This is a genomic window from Bacteroidales bacterium (genome assembly GCA_029210725.1).
Lineage (GTDB): Bacteria > Bacteroidota > Bacteroidia > Bacteroidales.
The window spans coordinates 125160-143634 of record JARGFM010000007.1; the positions used below are offsets into that span (position 1 = coordinate 125160).

At 50.1% G+C, this 18475-nt stretch carries 15 protein-coding genes; 10 read left to right on the forward strand and 5 right to left on the reverse strand.

The window, feature by feature from the left end; translation table 11 throughout:
* Positions 1 to 21 precede the first annotated feature (21 nt).
* The 5 genes from P1P86_05825 (at position 22) to P1P86_05845 (ending at position 7419) form a co-directional block, all read left to right on the forward strand.
* Positions 22 to 2184: a hypothetical protein gene (locus P1P86_05825; protein MDF1574693.1), complete on the forward strand. Its 2163-nt coding sequence runs from the start codon at positions 22 to 24 to the stop codon at positions 2182 to 2184.
* Between the two features lie 67 nt (positions 2185 to 2251).
* Positions 2252 to 4054: an OmpA family protein gene (locus P1P86_05830; GenBank protein ID MDF1574694.1), complete on the forward strand. Its 1803-nt coding sequence runs from the start codon at positions 2252 to 2254 to the stop codon at positions 4052 to 4054.
* A gap of 18 nt (positions 4055 to 4072) precedes the next feature.
* On the forward strand, positions 4073 to 5542 hold the full coding sequence (locus tag P1P86_05835) for a tetratricopeptide repeat protein (protein ID MDF1574695.1): 1470 nt from the start codon (positions 4073 to 4075) through the stop codon (positions 5540 to 5542).
* A gap of 1 nt (position 5543) precedes the next feature.
* Positions 5544 to 6083, forward strand: coding sequence for a GNAT family protein (locus P1P86_05840; GenBank protein MDF1574696.1), 540 nt, complete (start codon positions 5544 to 5546; stop codon positions 6081 to 6083).
* Positions 6067 to 7419, forward strand: coding sequence for a polysaccharide deacetylase family protein (locus tag P1P86_05845; GenBank protein ID MDF1574697.1), 1353 nt, complete (start codon positions 6067 to 6069; stop codon positions 7417 to 7419). The genes P1P86_05840 and P1P86_05845 overlap by 17 nt, the downstream gene beginning before the upstream one ends.
* On the opposite strand, the gene P1P86_05850 is transcribed toward P1P86_05845, so the two are convergent.
* Positions 7416 to 7865, reverse strand: coding sequence for a type I restriction enzyme HsdR N-terminal domain-containing protein (locus P1P86_05850; protein MDF1574698.1), 450 nt, complete (start codon positions 7863 to 7865; stop codon positions 7416 to 7418). The two genes, P1P86_05845 and P1P86_05850, sit on opposite strands and share 4 nt — an antisense overlap.
* Before the next feature lie 80 nt (positions 7866 to 7945).
* Between P1P86_05850 and P1P86_05855 the strand changes: the two genes are divergently transcribed.
* From P1P86_05855 to P1P86_05870, 4 genes are read left to right on the forward strand one after another with little or no spacing between them, the layout of a single operon-like run.
* On the forward strand, positions 7946 to 8716 hold the full coding sequence (locus tag P1P86_05855) for an AMP nucleosidase (protein ID MDF1574699.1): 771 nt from the start codon (positions 7946 to 7948) through the stop codon (positions 8714 to 8716).
* Between the two features lie 11 nt (positions 8717 to 8727).
* Complete coding sequence (holA, locus tag P1P86_05860; GenBank protein MDF1574700.1) at positions 8728 to 9732, forward strand: DNA polymerase III subunit delta; 1005 nt, start codon at positions 8728 to 8730, stop codon at positions 9730 to 9732.
* Between the two features lie 10 nt (positions 9733 to 9742).
* Positions 9743 to 10360: a rhomboid family intramembrane serine protease gene (locus P1P86_05865; GenBank protein MDF1574701.1), complete on the forward strand. Its 618-nt coding sequence runs from the start codon at positions 9743 to 9745 to the stop codon at positions 10358 to 10360.
* Positions 10357 to 10857, forward strand: coding sequence for an HAD family hydrolase (locus tag P1P86_05870; GenBank protein MDF1574702.1), 501 nt, complete (start codon positions 10357 to 10359; stop codon positions 10855 to 10857). Before P1P86_05865 ends, P1P86_05870 begins: the two co-directional genes overlap by 4 nt.
* Here P1P86_05870 and P1P86_05875 read toward each other — a convergent pair.
* The gene (locus P1P86_05875; protein ID MDF1574703.1) at positions 10850 to 11437 is read right to left on the reverse strand and encodes a YqgE/AlgH family protein; all 588 of its coding nucleotides are present in this window, start codon (positions 11435 to 11437) and stop codon (positions 10850 to 10852) included. The genes P1P86_05870 and P1P86_05875 overlap by 8 nt on opposite strands.
* A gap of 100 nt (positions 11438 to 11537) precedes the next feature.
* Here P1P86_05875 and nhaC point away from each other — a divergent pair, with 100 nt between their 5' ends.
* Positions 11538 to 13043 (forward strand): Na+/H+ antiporter NhaC, encoded by a 1506-nt coding sequence (gene nhaC / locus P1P86_05880; GenBank protein ID MDF1574704.1) that lies wholly within the window; start codon positions 11538 to 11540, stop codon positions 13041 to 13043.
* 242 nt (positions 13044 to 13285) lie between these two features.
* Here nhaC and P1P86_05885 read toward each other — a convergent pair whose 3' ends face one another.
* From P1P86_05885 to P1P86_05895, 3 genes are all read right to left on the reverse strand, one after another.
* Positions 13286 to 15694: a thiamine pyrophosphate-dependent enzyme gene (locus P1P86_05885; protein ID MDF1574705.1), complete on the reverse strand. Its 2409-nt coding sequence runs from the start codon at positions 15692 to 15694 to the stop codon at positions 13286 to 13288.
* A 76-nt stretch (positions 15695 to 15770) separates the two neighbouring features.
* Complete coding sequence (locus P1P86_05890; GenBank protein ID MDF1574706.1) at positions 15771 to 15941, reverse strand: hypothetical protein; 171 nt, start codon at positions 15939 to 15941, stop codon at positions 15771 to 15773.
* A 132-nt stretch (positions 15942 to 16073) separates the two neighbouring features.
* Positions 16074 to 18062 carry a nucleoside-diphosphate sugar epimerase/dehydratase gene (locus P1P86_05895; protein ID MDF1574707.1) on the reverse strand — a complete coding sequence of 663 codons (1989 nt, stop codon included), beginning with the start codon at positions 18060 to 18062 and terminating at the stop codon, positions 16074 to 16076.
* Positions 18063 to 18475: the final 413 nt, after the last annotated feature.

Sequence of the window (18475 nt, forward strand, 5' to 3'; positions counted from 1 at the left end):
TTTTATTAAAATTGCTTCTGCATGAAAAGAATTCTGTTATTATCCCTCCTGATCATATTTGCTGTTCCGGCCCTGGTTTTTGCACAAAGAGATTCGATTCGTGACATTTTCCTGGATGCCGAGTCCTGGTTCCTTTTCGAAGAGTACGAGGAAGCTCTTCCCCTGTTCGAATCTCTTCTGGAATCTGATCCGGGTAACGAAAATCTCAAATACAAAATCGGAATATGCCTCATGAACGATCCTTATCAAAAGGACAGGACCATCCAGTACCTGCTGGATGCCAGCGATAACATCAATCCGGATTATAAAGAGAACAGTTATAAAGAGCGTACCGCCCCTCCCGATGTACTCTACTTCCTGGCGAATGCCTACCAGGTGAACGAGCTGCTTAACCGGGCCATCGACACCTATCAGGAATTCCTGAAGATCATGGACAATTCCGTGTACGATGAAGAATTGGTCCTGTCGCAGATTCAATCCTGTAAAAATGCACAGAGACTTCTAAACATGCCGGTGGATATTGATCTGATGCTGCTGGATTCTTTGATCAACACCCCCTATTCCGATATTCGTCCGGTCGTTTCGGGCGATGGAACTAAAATGGCCTTTGTGACCAAATTGCCCTTTTATGATGCAGCCTTCTATACGGAAAAAAGAGAGGATGGCTGGTCCTATCCCCAGATTATTACGCAAACCCTGGGCTTTGACGAGGATGTTTATCCGGTGGCCCTTTCCTGGGATGGAAGTGAAATGATCCTCTATTACGATGACGATTACATCGGGAACCTCTATTACAGCAGATTCGAGGATGGCATGTGGCTGCCGGCCACCATCATGGATGAAAACATCTCCACCAAATACTGGGAATCTCACGCCAGTTTCAGCCAGGACGGCAAGACCCTTTATTTCACCAGTAACCGGAAAGGAGGTTTTGGCGGCCTGGATATCTATCAGTCTGAACTTCAGGACGACGGGAAATGGGGCCTTCCGGTGAACCTGGGCCCCACCATAAACAGCCCCTATAACGAGGAGTGCCCCTATATCAGCGAAGATGGCCAGACACTCTATTTTAGCTCCTACGGCCACTTCAACATGGGCGGGTACGACATCTTTTTCTCCAGGAAAAAAGGGGATGGCAGCTGGTCTGAGCCTGTAAATATGGGCTACCCCGTCAATACCACCGATGACGACCTCTATTTCCAGCCGGTCAATAAGGGCCATTCAGCCTATTACGCGGTCTACAGCCCCAGGGGAATCGGACTCCATGATATCTATTACATGAACATCTATTCGGTGGACAATCCACGATTCTATTCCGTTTCAGGCACTCTCCGAACGGAAAACGGCAGGATTGATTCTACCCGCACGGCCATTTATGTCATAGATACCGGCAGCAGAGATACGCTTATATACAGCTCGCCGGCCAAAGATGGCAGCTTTGCATTTTCCCTGAAGCAGGGTATTTATGAGCTGCATTTCACAGGGGAAGGGTATGAAGAACTGATCAGGCCCCTCCGGATCACTGCCGGGTCGGAAAAAAGCGGGATTGTCCTGGAAGACAATATTGAACTGGCATACATGGTGGAAGAGCCCTTGCTCTTTGAAGGCGAGGACAGTAAAATCAAACTCAGGGAAACCCTTTACAGGGGAGAGACAGAGCATCCCCTGAGCATCCCTCTCACTGTTCCAAGAGGCAGTACTCTGCTAATCAGGACCTACCAGGATTCCACTTTGGTTCGTACGGATACGCTGCTTACGGATAAACGCAGAACCGATCTGCAGATCCTTCCATTGCCGGGCAGCAGTGAGATCGAACTGGAGCTAAGCGATCAGGACGGGAACATACACCGGAACCGCTTCTCTGTGGTGGCTGTGGAACCGCTGCCTGCTGAAGCTGAGCAGGAAATACCGGCCGGGCTTGAAGACTTGGAAGCCGGGCCTCAGACGGTCGAAAAGCTACAGACAGAAGAAGAGCTTCAGACAGAAGAAGAGCTTCAGACAGAAGCCGGGCCTCAGACGGTCGAAGAGCTTCAGCCGGCAGAGGAGCCTGGCGGCGGAGATACCCGGGGCCGTAAATTATCCTGGCCGATACTGGCATTGCTTGCCGCAACCGGTGCAGGACTGATCTGGTTTATCCTTGCCTGGTGGAGGCGTCGTGAAAGGAAGGAAAAGCAGGGAGATTAGCCGCGGGCATTATTGTACTGTCGATTAAATTTTTAAATTTGTAATATTCACGCTAAATCTGCCCGATATGAGAAGACTTTACCTGTTCACCTCCTTCTGTCTTCTGTCTGCAATGATCCTGGCCCAGAACATTAAGGTTGACTTTAACGATGGTGAATTCTTTCTGGCTGAGGAGGACTATGAAGAAGCCCTGTACGCGTTTGGGAAAGTATATAACAAAGGGTATCAGGATAACGCCTATATCAACTATCGAATGGGATTATGCCTGCTGAATATACCGGGACGGAAAACAGAATCGATCCCCTACCTGGAAAAAGCGGAAGAAAGCATTTCCACCCAGGTAAAGGAGGGAAAATTTGGAGAGAAGGATGCCCCTCCGGCAGCTCTGCTCTACCTGGCTAATGCCTACAGGATCAATATGGAGATTGACAAAGCCATTGAAAAGTTTAATGCATTTGCCAAATATATCGATCCCAAAGACCTCACTCTTCAGGCTTACGTGGACCAGCAAATCGTTTCCTGCGGGCATGCGCTGGTGGGAACGGCCAGTCCGGTGGAGTATAAAACCGGGAACCTGGGACAGTTGCAGGAGACTCACACATCGAGATACAATATGTTGCTGTCAGGCGATCTCCGAACTGTGGCTTTTATGGGAAAAAACCCCTTCTACAACGGGGTGTATGTGGCTGTAAAAAACGGGGATGTATGGGGCAAACCAAATAATATTACTCCTTCCATTGCCTCTGACGGGAATATGGATGTGGTGGGACTCTCCAACGACGGGAAGCAAATGCTGCTGGCTGTCAGGGATGAGTTTACCAGTAATATTTATACCTCCGTCTATGAAAACGATCGCTGGAACCCGGCTTTCTCCCTGGGGAAACCCATTAATTCCAGGTATTATGAAGCACATGCGGCTCTGTCGCCCGACGGGAAATCAATCTATTTTTCAAGTAACCGGAAAGAGTCCTCAGGCGGAATGGATATCTTCCGCAGTGATTTGCAGGAAGATGGCACCTGGGGAGAACCGGTTAACCTGGGACCGGGTATCAATACCGTCCTGAATGAAGATGTTCCGGTAGTGAGTCCCGATGGGAAAAGGCTGTATTTCAGTTCCCAGGGACACAGTACCATGGGAGGATTTGATGTATTCTATACGGAGATAAACGATGATGGAAATTTTCCTGAATTACCGGTCAACCTGGGTTACCCCCTGAATACTTCCGACGATGACTTCCCCTATGCACCCGGGGGAGTGGAGGAAGAGAATCACTCGCTTTTGTTTGCACAGGGAAAATTGTCCGGCTACGATCTCTTTAAATTTGAAATGATCGGACGCAATGACATCCCTGTGGCGGTGAGCCTGGACGAGGAGGAAGAGGTGGAAGAGGCCGTGGTGGAAGAGGTGGCCGCAGTGGAGGTACCCGTGGAGCAGGCTGAAGCGGTTCCGGAGAAGTATTACCTGAGGCCCATCTATTTTGATTTTGACAGTTATACGCTTTCCAGGGAGAGCAGGTCCAGGCTGGATATCCTTTCCTCCATTATGGAGCGGCACCCCTCACTGCAAATCGAGATTACCGGGCACACCGATGCCAAAGGGAGCTTCGAATACAACCAGCGCCTCTCGGTTAATCGTGCCATGACTGTTTATAAGTACTTAATACTTAACGGAATATCAAATGAACGAATGTCCGCCGTCGGGATGAGTGAGCGTGAGCATGTGGCCCGGAATACCACCAGGGATGAAAGAGATGCACCCGATGGCAGGATGCTGAACCGCAGGGTTGAATTCAGGGTCAGCGTCACAGAGGATGTGATTCTTGAAATGGAAAAAGTGGAGATCCCCGACCACTTAAAACTGGATGAGTAGTTTCATAAGCCTTTGATTATGAAGAGACAACTGTCCTTTTTTATATTATTGTGTGTGTGGACCCTTTCCCTGCAGGCCCAGTCGGCAGAAGAAAATTTCTATGATGCCATTTTCTTCTTTGAGGAGGACGAGGATTACCAGGAAGCCGCCTACCTGTTTTATCAGGTTCTCAGCATGGAGCCCGATAATGCCAACGTTAAATACCTGCTTGGCAGGTGTTACATAAACATCGAAGGTTCTGAACACAGGGCAATCCCCTTCCTTCAACAATCTACACGGGATATAAACCTGAAATACAAAGACAAAAAGTTTTCAGAAAAAAGAGCGCCGCATCACGCCTGGTTCTACCTGGCAGAGGCCTATAGCAAAACCAATCAGATGGATGAAGCGCTCGACGCCCTCAACAAGTTCAAGGATCTGAAGGAATTTGACAGGAAATATAACTACCGGATTACTGAAGAGGCCGTACTGGCCGTAGAGAGGGCCAAGATCATCAAAGATGCCGAGATCCCTTTAAGGGCTCTGTATTTCAATGAACCCATCAATAGCCCCAGCGATGACTACAACGGGGTGATTTCCGGGGATGGCCGGGTCATGGTCTGGGCCAACAGCAAGACTTTTTATGAGGCCATATATATGTCTGTCCGGGCAAACAACCAGTGGGGCATTCCTGTGTTGATCACCCCCCAGGTCGTTTCAGATGGAGATTTGTTTCCCACCGGGCTTTCTTTCGACGGAACCAGTCTGCTGCTTATTAAAACAAATAAAAGAGGCAATAAGGATATCTGGATCAGCCAGTTCAATGGGAATACCTGGAGTCCGGCCGGCCCCATAGAAGGAGAGATAAACTCGAACGGCAACGAGGACCATGCCTCGTTCAGTCCGGATGGCAGGTACATCTATCTTTCGAGTGACCGGCGAGGCGGAGAAGGAGGCCTGGACCTGTGGGTTTCCGAGAGGCTTGGTAATGGTGAATGGGGAGAACCCCGGAACATGGGGGATCAGATCAATACAGATATGGATGAAAGTTCCGTCTTTGTCTCACCCGATGGCCAACGGCTCATCTTTGCCTCCAAAGGACATTTTAATATGGGCGGTTATGATATATTCAGGTGTGAACTGGAAGGAAACAATATCTGGTCACAACCCACCAATATCGGCTATCCCCTGAATACGACCGGCGATAACACCTTCTACGTGCCCATCAACAGCGGGCTGCAGGCACTCTATACCCGCTTTACCAATGAGGGCATCGGAAAACGGGACCTGTGGTATGTGGAGATTCTGGATATGGAAAGTTTTGTGAGTAACGATCTTACCCTGGCCGAGGATCCTCCCGGGATCAGTCAGAAGGATTTTGCCATCATCCTGGTGAACAATGAGACCGGTGAGGAGATCGAGGTTCTTTACGATTCCGCCACCGACTCCTTCAAGGCCCTGACCGGTGAAAAATCAAGCTACCGGGTGATTTCCTATAAGCAAAAATAAAATGCCTGTCCTGGAGAATCATAGCATCTCTCTCAGGGCTCCTGAGCCTGAGGATCTGGATCTTCTGTATATCTGGGAGAACGACCCCGACATCTGGCAGGTAAGCGGTACCCTGGCCCCTTTCTCCAGGTATGTACTGAAACAGTATCTGGAGCATTCCGGGAAAGATATTTTCCAGGCAAAACAACTCAGGTTGATCATCCAGCTAAAAAGCAAGCGCCGGCCGGTGGGAGCCATTGACCTGTTCGACTTTGATCCGCACCACCACCGGGCCGGGGTCGGGATCCTGATTGCAGAACCCTCCGACAGAAGAAAGGGCTATGCCAGGGAGGCTCTTCAGACCATGGTGGAATACGGCTTCCAGGTACTCCACCTTCATCAGCTTTACTGCCACATCGCTGCAGGGAACAGCGCCAGCATCAAACTGTTTAAAGAAGCAGGATTCGTGGAGACGGGAAGAAAGAAAGAATGGCTCTTCGATGGCTCCGCGTATGAAGATGAGCTTCTTTTACAAAAGCTGCATAATGAACCGGCCGGTTAATGACAAAGAGATTCATTACCTGCTCGCGCATCTGGATAAGCTTTATGAAGGGGTCCGGATAGAAACTTATCTGTCTTACAAGGTCCGGTCAGAATACAACTCCCTGCTTATACCCCCATCAGATCAAGCCCTGGATCCGGGCCGTGTCGTTTATATTTCTGAAATCCCCGTCCTGTTTCCCTGTTCGGACCGGAAGCACTGGTATTCCGTTCAGGGGAAACAGATCCTGTTCCACCACGACCTGTTAAAATCGGCCTTCTACCTGCTATCAGGATTCCAGGAGTACCATGCATCGGAAAGGGATGCAGAGGGACGATTCCCCTGGAAATTTTCCATTCAATACCGGCTGGGCATCACAAAAATTCCGGTGGTGAATTACTATTTTGAAGTGCTCCTGGAAGCCTTTGAGAAATTCTGCACCCTGAATGGCTTGAATTTTAAGAAAAAAACCGGAGGTGGTCCGGTGCTGTTTCTTTCCCATGATGTGGACAGGATAAAAAAATACTCTTTACGCAACCTGGTCTATACGGGAATGCAAATCCTTCGACTCAGGCCTGATTCAAGCCCTTTGAGTACGCAGGTTAAAAAGCTGAAAGAGCATATGCAGGGCCTGCTCTCCGGCGGTAAAGATCCATACTGGAACTTTGAGGAGATGTGCGATCTTGAAAGCAGCCTGAATATTACTTCCACCTGGTTTTTTTTGGAGAAGGGGTCGGGAAAAAACTCCCTGTACCGGTTCAGGGATAAAAAAATCAGGGCCCTGATTGCTTACCTTTCCGGCAGAGGTCACGAGATTGGCCTGCATGCTACCCTGGAAAGCAGCGAAGATCAGGCATCCATGAATGGTAGTGTTCAGCGGCTTCAGGCAGTAAGCAGCAGTACGGTCAGAGGGGTCCGGCAACATTTCTTAAAATACCGGCATCCTCTTACACCTGCCATCCAGATACAGGCAGGTCTGGAGTATGATGCCAGCCTCGGTTTTGCGGAGCAGCCTGGCTTCAGAAATTCCTTTGCCCATCCATTCAGACTGTATGACTTTGAAAATCAAGAGCCCATGAATATCTGGCAGCTCCCTTTGTGTGTTATGGAACTGACCCTGTTGCAATATATGAATGTCCCTCCCGCTTCGCTTCCCGAAACAATCCGCCCCATTCTTTCAGAGCTCAGCAGGTTTCAGGGGGTTTTTTCATTATTATGGCATAATTGCCGCCTGGACGAAAACACTCATCCCGGTATCTGGATCGTTTACCGGAATTTGTTAGAGGAGATTATGCAGGCCGGGTATCATTCATTAAGCGGTCAGGAAATTCTCGATTCACTCGTAAATGCCCGCTAAATATCCTTATAAGCCGGGATTTCACTAAGAAATCTGATCTGCCCGGTTTCAAAATCGATCAGGCAACAAAAGTGCTTTAACCCATTGGTAACGATCAGGTAGCTCACCCGGAAGGCCAGGTTGTAACGGGCCACCTGATCGAAGGTGGCCTGATTAATGCTAACCTCCGGTGCCTTGACCTCCACCAGCAGGGCGGGATGTCCGGCTGGTTTGTGCACCAGAATGTCACATCTGCGGGAGAGTTTATTCACTTTCAGGGCATACTCGGTCATCAGAAGCGAGGCCGGGAATCCCTTTTCCTCCACCAGGTAGCGGGCAAATCTCTGCCGCACCTCCTCTTCGGGAGTGAGTTTCACGTAACGTTTTCTATAAACATCCAGCACCATCAGGCTCCCGTCCTCCTTCCTGTACCGGAAATCATATGCCGGAAGATTCAGTTTTCGCATGAAATGGCTTATCTTCGCAAGAAGTTACAAGGTAAGAAAGATCGGACGAAAACCAGGGATGGTCCCGGAAATTGAGACCCATGAAGACAAAAAAGGAAATCACTGAGAACTGGCTGCCCCGCTATACGGGAATACCCGCCGGGGAATTGGGCAGGCATATATTGTTAACCAATTTCAAGGGCTATCTCGATATGTTCTGTGAGATGGGTAATACCGGGGTGGTCGACAGTAAAGTGGCCATGCCTGCGGCTACCTTTAACGGCATAACCATGATCAATTTCGGAATGGGAAGTGCCAATGCTGCCACGGTAATGGATCTCTTAGCGGCTGCCCCTCCGAAAGCGGTTCTTTTCCTGGGGAAGTGCGGGGGATTAAAAAAGAAGAATTCCCTGGGCGATTTTATCCTGCCTATTGCAGCCATAAGGGGTGAGGGAACCTCCGATGACTATATGCCCCACGAGGTACCTGCCCTTCCTGCCTTTACCCTGCAAAGGGCCGTTTCCACCACGATCCGGAACCTGGGGATGGACTACTGGACCGGAACGGTATACTCCACCAACCGCAGGGTTTGGGAACACGATAGCAAATTTAAAAAGTACCTGAGAAAGGTCCGAAGTATGGCTATTGATATGGAGACTGCGACCCTGTTTACGGTCGGATTCGCCAACGGAATCCCCACAGGAGCGCTGCTCCTGGTCTCTGATCAACCCATGATCCCGGAGGGGGTAAAGACCCGGGAGAGCGACCGCATGGTTACGGAAAATTATGCCAGGATGCACCTGGAGATAGGAATTGAATCCCTGCATGAGATCATTGACCACCGGGAATCTGTAAAACACCTCCGATTTTAGAAAGCATGGGAATGACTTACGAGCAGCTGATCGGCGACCTGAAGAACAAAGCTTACAGACCCGTCTATTTCCTGTGGGGGGATGAACCCTATTTTATAGACCTGGCCACTTCCTTTATTACCGGGAAGGTATTAAGCGAAGCAGAACAGAGCTTTAATCAGACCATCCTGTATGGAAAAGAATCTGAGGCAGGTCAGGTTTCGGATCTGGCACGCAGGTTCCCCATGATGGCCTCCCACCAGGTAGTAGTGCTGAAAGAAGCCCAGGAAATGAAAAGCTTTGGCGACCTGATCCACTATATAGAGAAACCCCAGCCCTCCACCCTGCTGGTGATCAACTATAAATATAAAAAACCCGATAAGCGACAGAAGATCTTCAAGCTCCTGGAGAAGGAAGCCGTGTGCTTCGAGTCCAAAAAGTTATATGATAACCAGGTTCCCGGCTGGATCGCCGCTTATGCCTCCGGGCGGAAGTTCCGCATGGAGCCCAGGGCAGCTGCCCTGCTGGCCGAATTCCTGGGAAGCGACCTGTCGAAAATTGCCAACGAAGTGGAGAAACTGATCGTGGCCATAGGTAAAGATGAACGGAACATCACCCCTGCCCTGGTGGAGAAACATATCGGTTTCAGTAAGGATTTCAACCAGTTTGAATTGCAAAATGCACTGGCCGACAGGAATGCACTTAAAGCCAACCGGATCATCAACTACTTTGCCGAAAATCCGCGGAAATATCCCATTCCCCTGACCATCGTTTCGCTCTACTACTTCTTTTCCAAATTGCTCCTGTTTCATTACACCAAAGATAAATCGAAACAAAACCTGGCTTCCGTGCTGAAGGTCAATCCTTTTTTTGTAAAGGATTACGAAATGGCTGCCAGACGCTACCCGGCTGCCAGGCTGGTGGAAATTATCTCTCTGCTGCGTATTTACGACATGCGCTCCAAAGGTTATGAGGGTAATACCACCCCGGAAGGGGAGCTGACCCGCGAGCTGGTCTTTAAGATACTTCACACCTAATCCCCTGCCTGTGATTACCCTGATCATTGTAATCCTTTCCATACTTGTTTCGGTGCTTGCCTTCAGAAGAAGGGAAATGTTTTACCGTCTGGACCTCTCCCCCGCCCGCGTGGTGCATCATAAAGAGTACTACCGGATCTTCACCCACGCCTTCCTTCATGCCGACTATTTTCATCTGGGGATCAATATGCTGGTGCTGTATTCCTTCGGGACCTATATCGAAGAGGTATTTTCACAACTGGAGGAGGCCGGACTGATCTTCTCAGGGCCCTTTTTCTTTGTATTTCTCTATGTGGCCGGCATCTCCCTGGCTTCTGTCGCCACCATCACCAGGTACCGGAATGTGGAAGGATACAGTGCTGTAGGAGCCTCCGGGGCTGTTTCGGCCATTGTCTTCACTTATATCTTCTTTGCCCCGCTGCAGAAAATCTATTTCTATATGGTGCTCCCCATACCGGGCATCCTGTTCGGAGTTCTTTACCTGGCTTACTCCAGTTACATGAGCAGGCGAAACAGCGATAACATCAACCACTCGGCCCACTTCTGGGGAGCGGTGGTGGGCTTTGTATTCCCCATCCTCCTGGAGCCTTCCCTGTTCCTGGTATTTCTTGAAAAACTGTTCCCATGAAAAAAAAAGCGATCTTCCTGGACCGGGACGGAACCATCAATAACAATGCTCAGCACTATTACATCTGGCGCAGGGAAGATCTGCAGCTCAACCCCGGGGTCATTGAGACACTCAGGGAGCTGCAGGCAAGGGGATATATGCTGATCGTGATCAGCAACCAGGGAGGAATCAGTAAAGGCGAGTACAGTGCCGCAGACGTGGAGGCCCTGCATGAATATCTCCGCGGTATGCTGGAACAAAAGGGGGTGCATCTGGATGAGATCTGCTATTGTCCGCATCACCCGGATCAGGAAGCCTGCCTGTGCCGGAAACCAAAGGCCCTGATGATTGAAAAAGCCCTGGCTCGCTTCCGGATCGACCGGGCTGCCTCCTGGATGATCGGGGATAGCCGGCGGGATGTTGAAGCAGGGAAAGCAGCCGGTTTGCGCACTATTCGGATTGAATCCAACAGTGACCTGCGGGAGATCCTTGAAACCGTGGACCGGGGAACTAATTGAGGCCGGGGTCCTCGGGGAAATTGGCCCAGGCGCGGTATTTATTGTTGTAACTGGCCATGGTGTTTTTCCAGAATTCAGGGTCTTCCGCCTGCATCACCAGCCTGGGAGGTATTTTTCCGACCAGCCAGGCGTGCTCCTGCATCTCCCCGTCCAGCTGTTCCGGCGACCAGCCGGCATAACCCAGGAAAAATCTTAATTCATGAGGTTTAACAGCCCCCTCGGCAATCAGCTCTTTAATCAGGTCGAAGTCACCTCCCCAGAAGATGCCGTCGGCCACCAGTACACTGTCGGGGACCCGGGCACCCAGGGTATGTATATAGTGGACCGTATTAGAACTCACCGGACCGCCCATGGAAATGGTAAAGCCGGACTCCGGGAAATCATCCACAATCTCATTGATGCTTACCCCGATGGGCTTGTTTAAGACAAAACCCAGCGAACCCTCCTCGTTATTTTCGGTGAGATAGACCACCGAGCGGCGAAAATAATTATCCCCCAGGAAGGGCTCAGAAATCAGGATATTTCCCTTCTCTGCAACGTTTTCGTTTACAATATGGAAAAAATCAATATTCAGCTCCATAATACGATCCGTGCCAGAAGAACAAGTTACACCATTTTTATGTGAAATAAAACGAAGATGCCAGAAAAATAGTATCTTGGCCCCTTATGCCAGATTGCCCATGAATCCTACTGAACCCAGGAAACCCAGTCTGCTTCAAGCCCTGATCCCCATCCTTGTATTGATTGGCCTGCTGGTCCTGAATGTGAACTATTTCGGAGACCATACCCTGGACGGGGCCAACCAGTTTGCACTGATCCTGGCTTCGGCGGTGGCGGGAATTGTAGCCATCAGCCTGGGAGTAAAATGGGCCCATATCCGGGAGAGTATGGTCCGCAGCATCAGCTCGGCCATGCCTTCCATCCTGATCCTGCTGATGATCGGCGCACTTGCAGGAACCTGGCTCCTGAGTGGCGTGATTCCCACACTGATCTATTACGGGCTGCAGGTGTTTCATCCGAAGATTTTTCTCTTTGCCACCGTGATTATTGCAGGGATGGTATCGCTGGCCACCGGCTCCTCCTGGTCGACCGTAGCTACCATCGGGATCGCCCTGATCGGAGTGGGCCAGGCACTGGGCATCAGCCAGGGAATTATAGCCGGAGCAGTGATCTCGGGAGCCTATTTCGGGGATAAAATGTCCCCCCTGTCCGATACCACCAACCTGGCTCCTGCCATGGCCGGAACCGATTTGTTCACCCATATCCGGTATATGACCATTACCACCGTGCCGGCCATGAGTCTGACTCTGATCATCTTCCTGGTGATCGGGTTCACCTATAAATTTGATGCCACCCCGGGCGACATAGAGCAGGTGCTGGAGGCGATTGGCTCCAAGTTTCACGTCAGCCCCTGGCTGATGCTTGTGCCGGCATTTCTGATCTTCATCATTGTTAAAAAGATTCCTCCCCTGCCCGCCCTGCTTGCCGGCTCACTGATCGGGGGGGCCTTTGCCATTATCTTCCAGCCTCACCTGGTACGCGAAGTGGCACTGGGACTCGACGGAACCACCACTTCCCTGTTTAAATCGTCCTATCTCTCGGTGATGCAGGCAGTTTTTGGGGATATTGCCATCACCACTCCCAATGAGATGGTCAATGAACTGCTGAGCAGCACCGGGATGCGGGGAATGCTCAACACCATCTGGCTTATTCTCTCTGCGATGGTGTTCGGAGGGACCATGGAATCGGCCGGACTGCTGGTAAAAATCACGAACACGGTCATTCGCTGGGCCCACTCCACCGGTTCGCTGGTCACCACCACCATTGCCACCAGCATCTTCTTTAATATCACCGCATCGGACCAGTATATTGCCATTGTGGTGCCCGGACGCATGTTTGCAGAATCTTACAGGAAGAGGGGCCTGAAGCCGGAGGTGCTCAGCCGGACCCTCGAGGACGGGGGTACCATCACTTCGGTCCTGGTACCCTGGAACACTTGTGGCGCCACGCAATCAAGGGTGCTGGGTGTTCCCACCATGGAGTATGTCCCTTACGCTTTTTTTAATATCCTGAGCCCGCTCTTCAGCATCCTCTTTGCCTATCTGAATTACAAGATCAGGCATATCGGGGAGGATGAGCCGGGAGAACAGAAAAGCATCACCGAAGAAGAACGAAAAGACGTCTGAGAAAAAAAGAAGGGACTGCCCTGGTCTGGCACAGTCCCTTCCGGATTATACTTGGTTTTACGCTTAAAACCAGCAGAAATTTACAAAGAATTTTGCTTATCTGCCTAATATTCTGTGTGGTATATGACGAATGAAGCTTTTAGGCTTACCAGCGTAAACTCCGGGTTTCACCCTCCTGAATTTTAAAATTCCGACTTTCATCCTAGCCAGGGAGCCATCCGGAAAAAGAATTACCCCCCTGGTCAGTAGATGGCCCTGAATTTTTCAGGATTCGACTCATGCATGATCCCGTAAACCGCTTCAAAGAGATCCTCTGCATTTGGATTGGAAAAATAGTCCCCATCGGAACTGTAGGCCGGCCGGTGTTCCCGGGCAGTGACCGTGGCCGGCAGGGCATCCAGGTGATAATAGGCTTTCTGCTCCTCCAGAACCTTCTGCAGCATATAGGCTGTAGCTCCGCCCGGAACATCTTCATCAAAGAACAGGATGCGCCCGGTCTTCTTCACCGACTCAACGATCCGGTGATCCAGGTCAAAGGGAAGCAGGGTCTGTACATCGATCAGCTCCATATGTATATCGAATTCCGCCAGCTGTTCTGCCGCCTTCTCTGCAATCCTAACACATGCTCCATAGCTGACTACCGTGATATCACTCCCTTCCCGGATGCGTTCGGGGACTCCCAGGGGTACACGAAATGCCCCCATGTTACGGGGGCGGTCCTCCCTTAGTCCGTAAACTTTCAGGGGCTCGATGACCAGGGCCGGATCATCTCCCTGCAGCAGGGTATTATACATGCCTGCGGCCTGGGTCATATTCCTGGGCACACAGACATACACCCCCCGGATGGAGTTGATGACCATGCTCAGCGGGGAGCCCGAATGCCAGATCCCCTCCAGCCGGTGTCCGCGGGTACGGATAATCAGGGGGGCAATCTGGGCCCCTTTGGTCCGCCAGTGCAGCGTGGCCAGGTCGTCGCTTATGGTCTCCAAAGCAAAGAGGATATAATCAAAATACTGGATCTCGGCAATGGGACGCAGGCCCCGGAGCGCCAAGCCCACCCCCTGTCCCACAATGGTGGTCTCCCGGAGACCGGTGTCGGTCACGCGCCACTCCCCGTATTTCAGCTGCAGCCCTTCCAGGCTCTTATTGACATCCCCGATTTTTCCGGCATCCTCTCCAAAAATGACGATACGGGGATCTGAAGCCAGCAGTGCATCGAAATTATCTCTCAGAATCTCTCTGCCGGTGATCCGCTCCGGATCCTTGTCATATTCAGGCTTTACCGGCTTTACCTTCAGAGGTGAGCGGTCGGTCTCCGAATAGAGATGAGAGCTGTAGCGCTTCCTGTTCTCCTCCTGGTATGATTCCAGCCAGGTGGAGATGGAGTCCTGCAGCTCCTGGCGTACCGGGCAATCGGTGCAGAGGTGACGCATAATCCGCTTGGCCGTGCCCTGTATATCGCGCCGGACGGGGTACACGATCCGCTTCAGGTCGCGGCTCAGGATCCCCAGTTTATCCACCCCCTCCCGGGAACAGTCGCAAGTCCTGTTACCGATGATATCCAGCAACTCTTCGCGCTCCCCGGCGATGGGTTCCATATAGTTCTTCCAGGCCGTATCCCGGGCCTCCCGGGCCTCCTTCACCGCCTCTTCCTTGATTTGCTTCAACTCTTCCGCCGGGGCCAGTCCGCTCTCCAGCATCCACTGTTCCATCTTCAGCAAGGGATCGTGGGCCGCTTCCCACTCCAGCCGTTCGCCCGACTTGTAACGTTCATGGCTCCCCGAGGTGGAGTGGCCCATGGGCTGTACCATTTCATCCACATGAAAAAGGACCGGGATTTGTTCTTCCCGGCAACGGGCCACCCCTTCTGCAAAAAGACGGATCATCTCCGGGTAGTCCCAGCCCCTGACCCTGTAGATGAGAATACCATTGCTTCCCTCCTCCTTCCGGAATCCCTCCAGAGCACGGGAAACACTCGACTTCACTATCTGCTTGTCGCGGGTCACTGAGATTCCGTATCCATCGTCCCACACGGCCATCGCCACCGGTATCTGAAGCACGGCTGCCGCATTCATGGCCTCAAAAAAATGGCCTTCTGCGGTGGCAGCATCGCCAATGGTTCCGAAGGCCACTTCGTTTCCGCCCTTTGAAAACCGGGTCATTCCGGCCAGTTCGGGGTTCATCCTGAAGAGTTTGGAGGCATAAGCCAATCCAACCAGACGGGGCATCTGTCCCGCCGTAGGAGAGAGATCCGCGCAGCTGTTCTTCATCTCGGAAAGCCTGTTCCAGCTTCCGTCTTCATTAATGCTGCGGCTGGCAAAATGATTATTAAAATTCCTGCCTGCACTGCCCGGGTTGGCAGTTTCATCGGTATGACCATATACCTGGTAAAAGAACTGCTCGGCATTGGTGATGCCCGTAGCCATCATAAAGGTATGATCCCGGTAGTAACCCGAACGCCAGTCCCCCTCCCTGAAATTGCGGGCCAGGGCTATCTGTGCCAGTTCCTTTCCATCGCCGAAGATCCCGAATTTGGCCTTCCCGGAGAGCACTTCCCGGCGTGCCAATAGGGCAATCTCCCTGCTCAGGCGGGCCAGCCTGAAATCGGCCAGAAGCTCCTCCCTGCTCAATCCAACAGAAATATCAGACATATCGGGTAGTTTATTATCTTTGTAGGGATATTATTACTCATTCAGACAAGTTAATTTCTTTATTGTTCAGATGTTTTTAAAGATCCTGATTATAACCGTCCTTCTCCTCAGCCTCTCCATGACAGGAATGATGCTGAATATACTGATCAAAAAGAAGGGAAAGTTCCCTGAATACAGGGTAGGCCACAACCGTGCCATGCACCGGAAAGGCATTTCCTGTGTCAAACACGATGAGATCCGCTGTCATAACAAGCGGCTGAAAGAGAGCGAAGGTTGTGCAGGCTGTTCCTGAGCCGGGAGGTGGTCGCCTAACAGATATACATGGATTCCGGCTGCAGGCCTGGTCAGAAATTCATCATAAAGCGGAGCTACCTGGCGATCAGTCAGGATAGACTTCCATCTTCACGGAATCCAGCAAATCCGGATCCAGATTTTTGTCGTCCTCAGAAGCCAGATACTTGCTGTTGCTGGATTGGTACTCGGGTACTATGGATTTCAACTTATAAACCAACTCTTTATCCGTCAGCCTTTCACACGACTGGAGCAAAGATACGATCTTGGCCAGGGTTGCCTCATGGTCAAACTCGGCCACTTCAGCAATCCTCACCTTCTTGTTATAAGTGGGGAGTGTCTTCTCCTGGTTCGTCAGAAGCTCTTCATAGAGTTTCTCTCCTGGACGCAGCCCGGTGTATTCGATCTTAATATCCTTATCGGGTTCGAAACCGGAGAGTTTGATCATCTGGCGGGCCAGATCCGCAATCTTCACCGGTTCTCCCATATCAAAGACAAAGATTTCACCGCCCGATCCCATGAAACCCGCCTCCAGAACAAGTTGACAGGCTTCGGGAATGGTCATGAAATAGCGGGTAATCTCGGGATGGGTTACGGTGACCGGTCCGCCCTCCTCGATCTGCTTCCTGAAAATCGGTATAACCGAACCATTGGACCCCAGGACATTTCCAAAGCGGGTAATTACAAACTGGGTCTTGTTGCCTTCTATATTCGACCTGGATCGCAGGATCTGCTCACAGGTACGTTTGGAGGCCCCCATCACATTGGTGGGATTTACGGCCTTATCGGTAGAGACCATAACAAATTTCTCAACCCCGTACTTCACGGCCAGGTTGGTCATAATGGTGGTGCCCCCCACATTGACCCTGACTGCTTCATAAGGATTCTGCTCCATCAGGGGAACATGCTTATAGGCAGCGGCATGAAATACAAACTCGGGCCTGTTCTCTCTGAATATCTGGTCCATCCTGGAAGGATCGGTTACATCGGCCAGGATGGTGCGTACCGGAGCATGGGCGAAATGCTCAAGGAGCTCTCCTTCCAGATGAAACATGGGCGTTTCGGCATTATCGACAAGAATCAGCCTGCCCACATTAAAACGGGTCAGTTGCCTGACTAATTCAGAACCAATGGATCCGGCCGCACCGGTCACCAATATGGTTTTGTCACGCAATCCATCTGCGATTCTCTTCATATTCAGTTGGATCGGATCCCTGCTGAGCAGGTCCTGTACTTTGATCTTTTTCAGCTGTTTCACCTCGAAAGAGCCGTTAAGCCAGTCCGAGACCACCGGAATCTGCAAAACCTCCAGTCCCTGGTCCACCGCCTCGCGATAGATATCCCTTTTTCTGTTTGATTCAATATCATTGATGGCAAAGATCATGGTTTTCACCTTGTTCTTCTCCAGGAAGCTGGTGGTCAGTTTCTCCGGACTGAATACCGGAATTCCCTCCAAATTTTTACGCTGCAATTTCTTATCCTCATCCAGAAAAGCTATAATATTAAAATCATTTTCCGTGTCACTGCCAATTACCCTATTCACAATAACGCCCATAGCTCCTGCCCCATAAATCACCACATTTCTTTTATTTACAGGCCTTACAGCAACCATCTCATAAAACATCTTAATCGATATTCTGGAGATAAACAGAAAAGCATTTAGAGTTACATAATGAATCAACAGTATCGACTTGGGAATTATAAAGACTATTTCCCAATCTTTGTTATCTCCAATAAAAGCTACAACCATAAATACGACCAAAGCCGAAGTAGTCGATAATAGAACATTAAAAATATCCCGAATGGTGGTATGACGGATAAGCCCTGCAAAGGATTTAAACAAGAATTCAAATCCATTATAGACAGCAATTACAAGAAGTGATTGCCTCAAAGCAATACTCATTGTAAAATCACTCAATTCAAAATTATGCCTTAAAACATAGGAGAAGAGGAAGGTAAGAAAGACTGCACTTCCGTCGAAAGCAAATACCATCCACCGTGGCAGTGAATGTTTCCTGAAAAAGGCTCTTGATTTGCCGCTTACGAAATTAAAAATATCAGTATACAGGTTTTTCATTAAAATCCAGGTTCACTAATTAGATTCTTCAACATCTCTAAACTTCACCAACAAGAATTACTTATCGAATTTATGAAATTCAGGGCCTATTTTTAGTTCCTTAAAGCCATATTTGACCAACACGGCTCTGGGTGTGATTTATAAGAAAATCAGGGACTTAAAATAAGCCTATCTTGCATATATACCGTATTAAAGAATGCGGCTCATTCACCTACTGAATGTGTATGTTTATATATAATATTTATGGATTCATCAAAATCAAGCCCACTGGACGTAAATTCTTACTGAGTAACTAATCAGTCTATTCTCAAAAATAGGTGGTTATAAACAATTTTTCGCGGTTTTACACAGATTTAACTGTGATGCATCTGTGGATTTCTCAGATTCAGTGGATATCAACAAAATCAGGTTGT

Excerpts from the sequence above, each read along its gene's own strand:
- P1P86_05850 (MDF1574698.1), bottom strand. The coding sequence starts at position 7,865 with ATGCGAAAACTGAATCTTCCGGCATATGATTTCCGGTACAGGAAGGAG.
- P1P86_05870 (MDF1574702.1), top strand. The coding sequence starts at position 10,357 with ATGAAAAAAAAAGCGATCTTCCTGGACCGGGACGGAACCATCAATAAC.
- P1P86_05855 (MDF1574699.1), top strand. The coding sequence starts at position 7,946 with ATGAAGACAAAAAAGGAAATCACTGAGAACTGGCTGCCCCGCTATACG.
- nhaC (MDF1574704.1), top strand. The coding sequence starts at position 11,538 with ATGAATCCTACTGAACCCAGGAAACCCAGTCTGCTTCAAGCCCTGATC.
- P1P86_05830 (MDF1574694.1), top strand. The coding sequence starts at position 2,252 with ATGAGAAGACTTTACCTGTTCACCTCCTTCTGTCTTCTGTCTGCAATG.
- P1P86_05895 (MDF1574707.1), bottom strand. The coding sequence starts at position 18,062 with ATGAAAAACCTGTATACTGATATTTTTAATTTCGTAAGCGGCAAATCA.
- P1P86_05840 (MDF1574696.1), top strand. The coding sequence starts at position 5,544 with ATGCCTGTCCTGGAGAATCATAGCATCTCTCTCAGGGCTCCTGAGCCT.
- P1P86_05825 (MDF1574693.1), top strand. The coding sequence starts at position 22 with ATGAAAAGAATTCTGTTATTATCCCTCCTGATCATATTTGCTGTTCCG.
- P1P86_05885 (MDF1574705.1), bottom strand. The coding sequence starts at position 15,694 with ATGTCTGATATTTCTGTTGGATTGAGCAGGGAGGAGCTTCTGGCCGAT.
- P1P86_05845 (MDF1574697.1), top strand. The coding sequence starts at position 6,067 with ATGAACCGGCCGGTTAATGACAAAGAGATTCATTACCTGCTCGCGCAT.
- P1P86_05875 (MDF1574703.1), bottom strand. The coding sequence starts at position 11,437 with ATGGAGCTGAATATTGATTTTTTCCATATTGTAAACGAAAACGTTGCA.
- P1P86_05835 (MDF1574695.1), top strand. The coding sequence starts at position 4,073 with ATGAAGAGACAACTGTCCTTTTTTATATTATTGTGTGTGTGGACCCTT.
- holA (MDF1574700.1), top strand. The coding sequence starts at position 8,728 with ATGACTTACGAGCAGCTGATCGGCGACCTGAAGAACAAAGCTTACAGA.
- P1P86_05890 (MDF1574706.1), bottom strand. The coding sequence starts at position 15,941 with ATGACAGCGGATCTCATCGTGTTTGACACAGGAAATGCCTTTCCGGTG.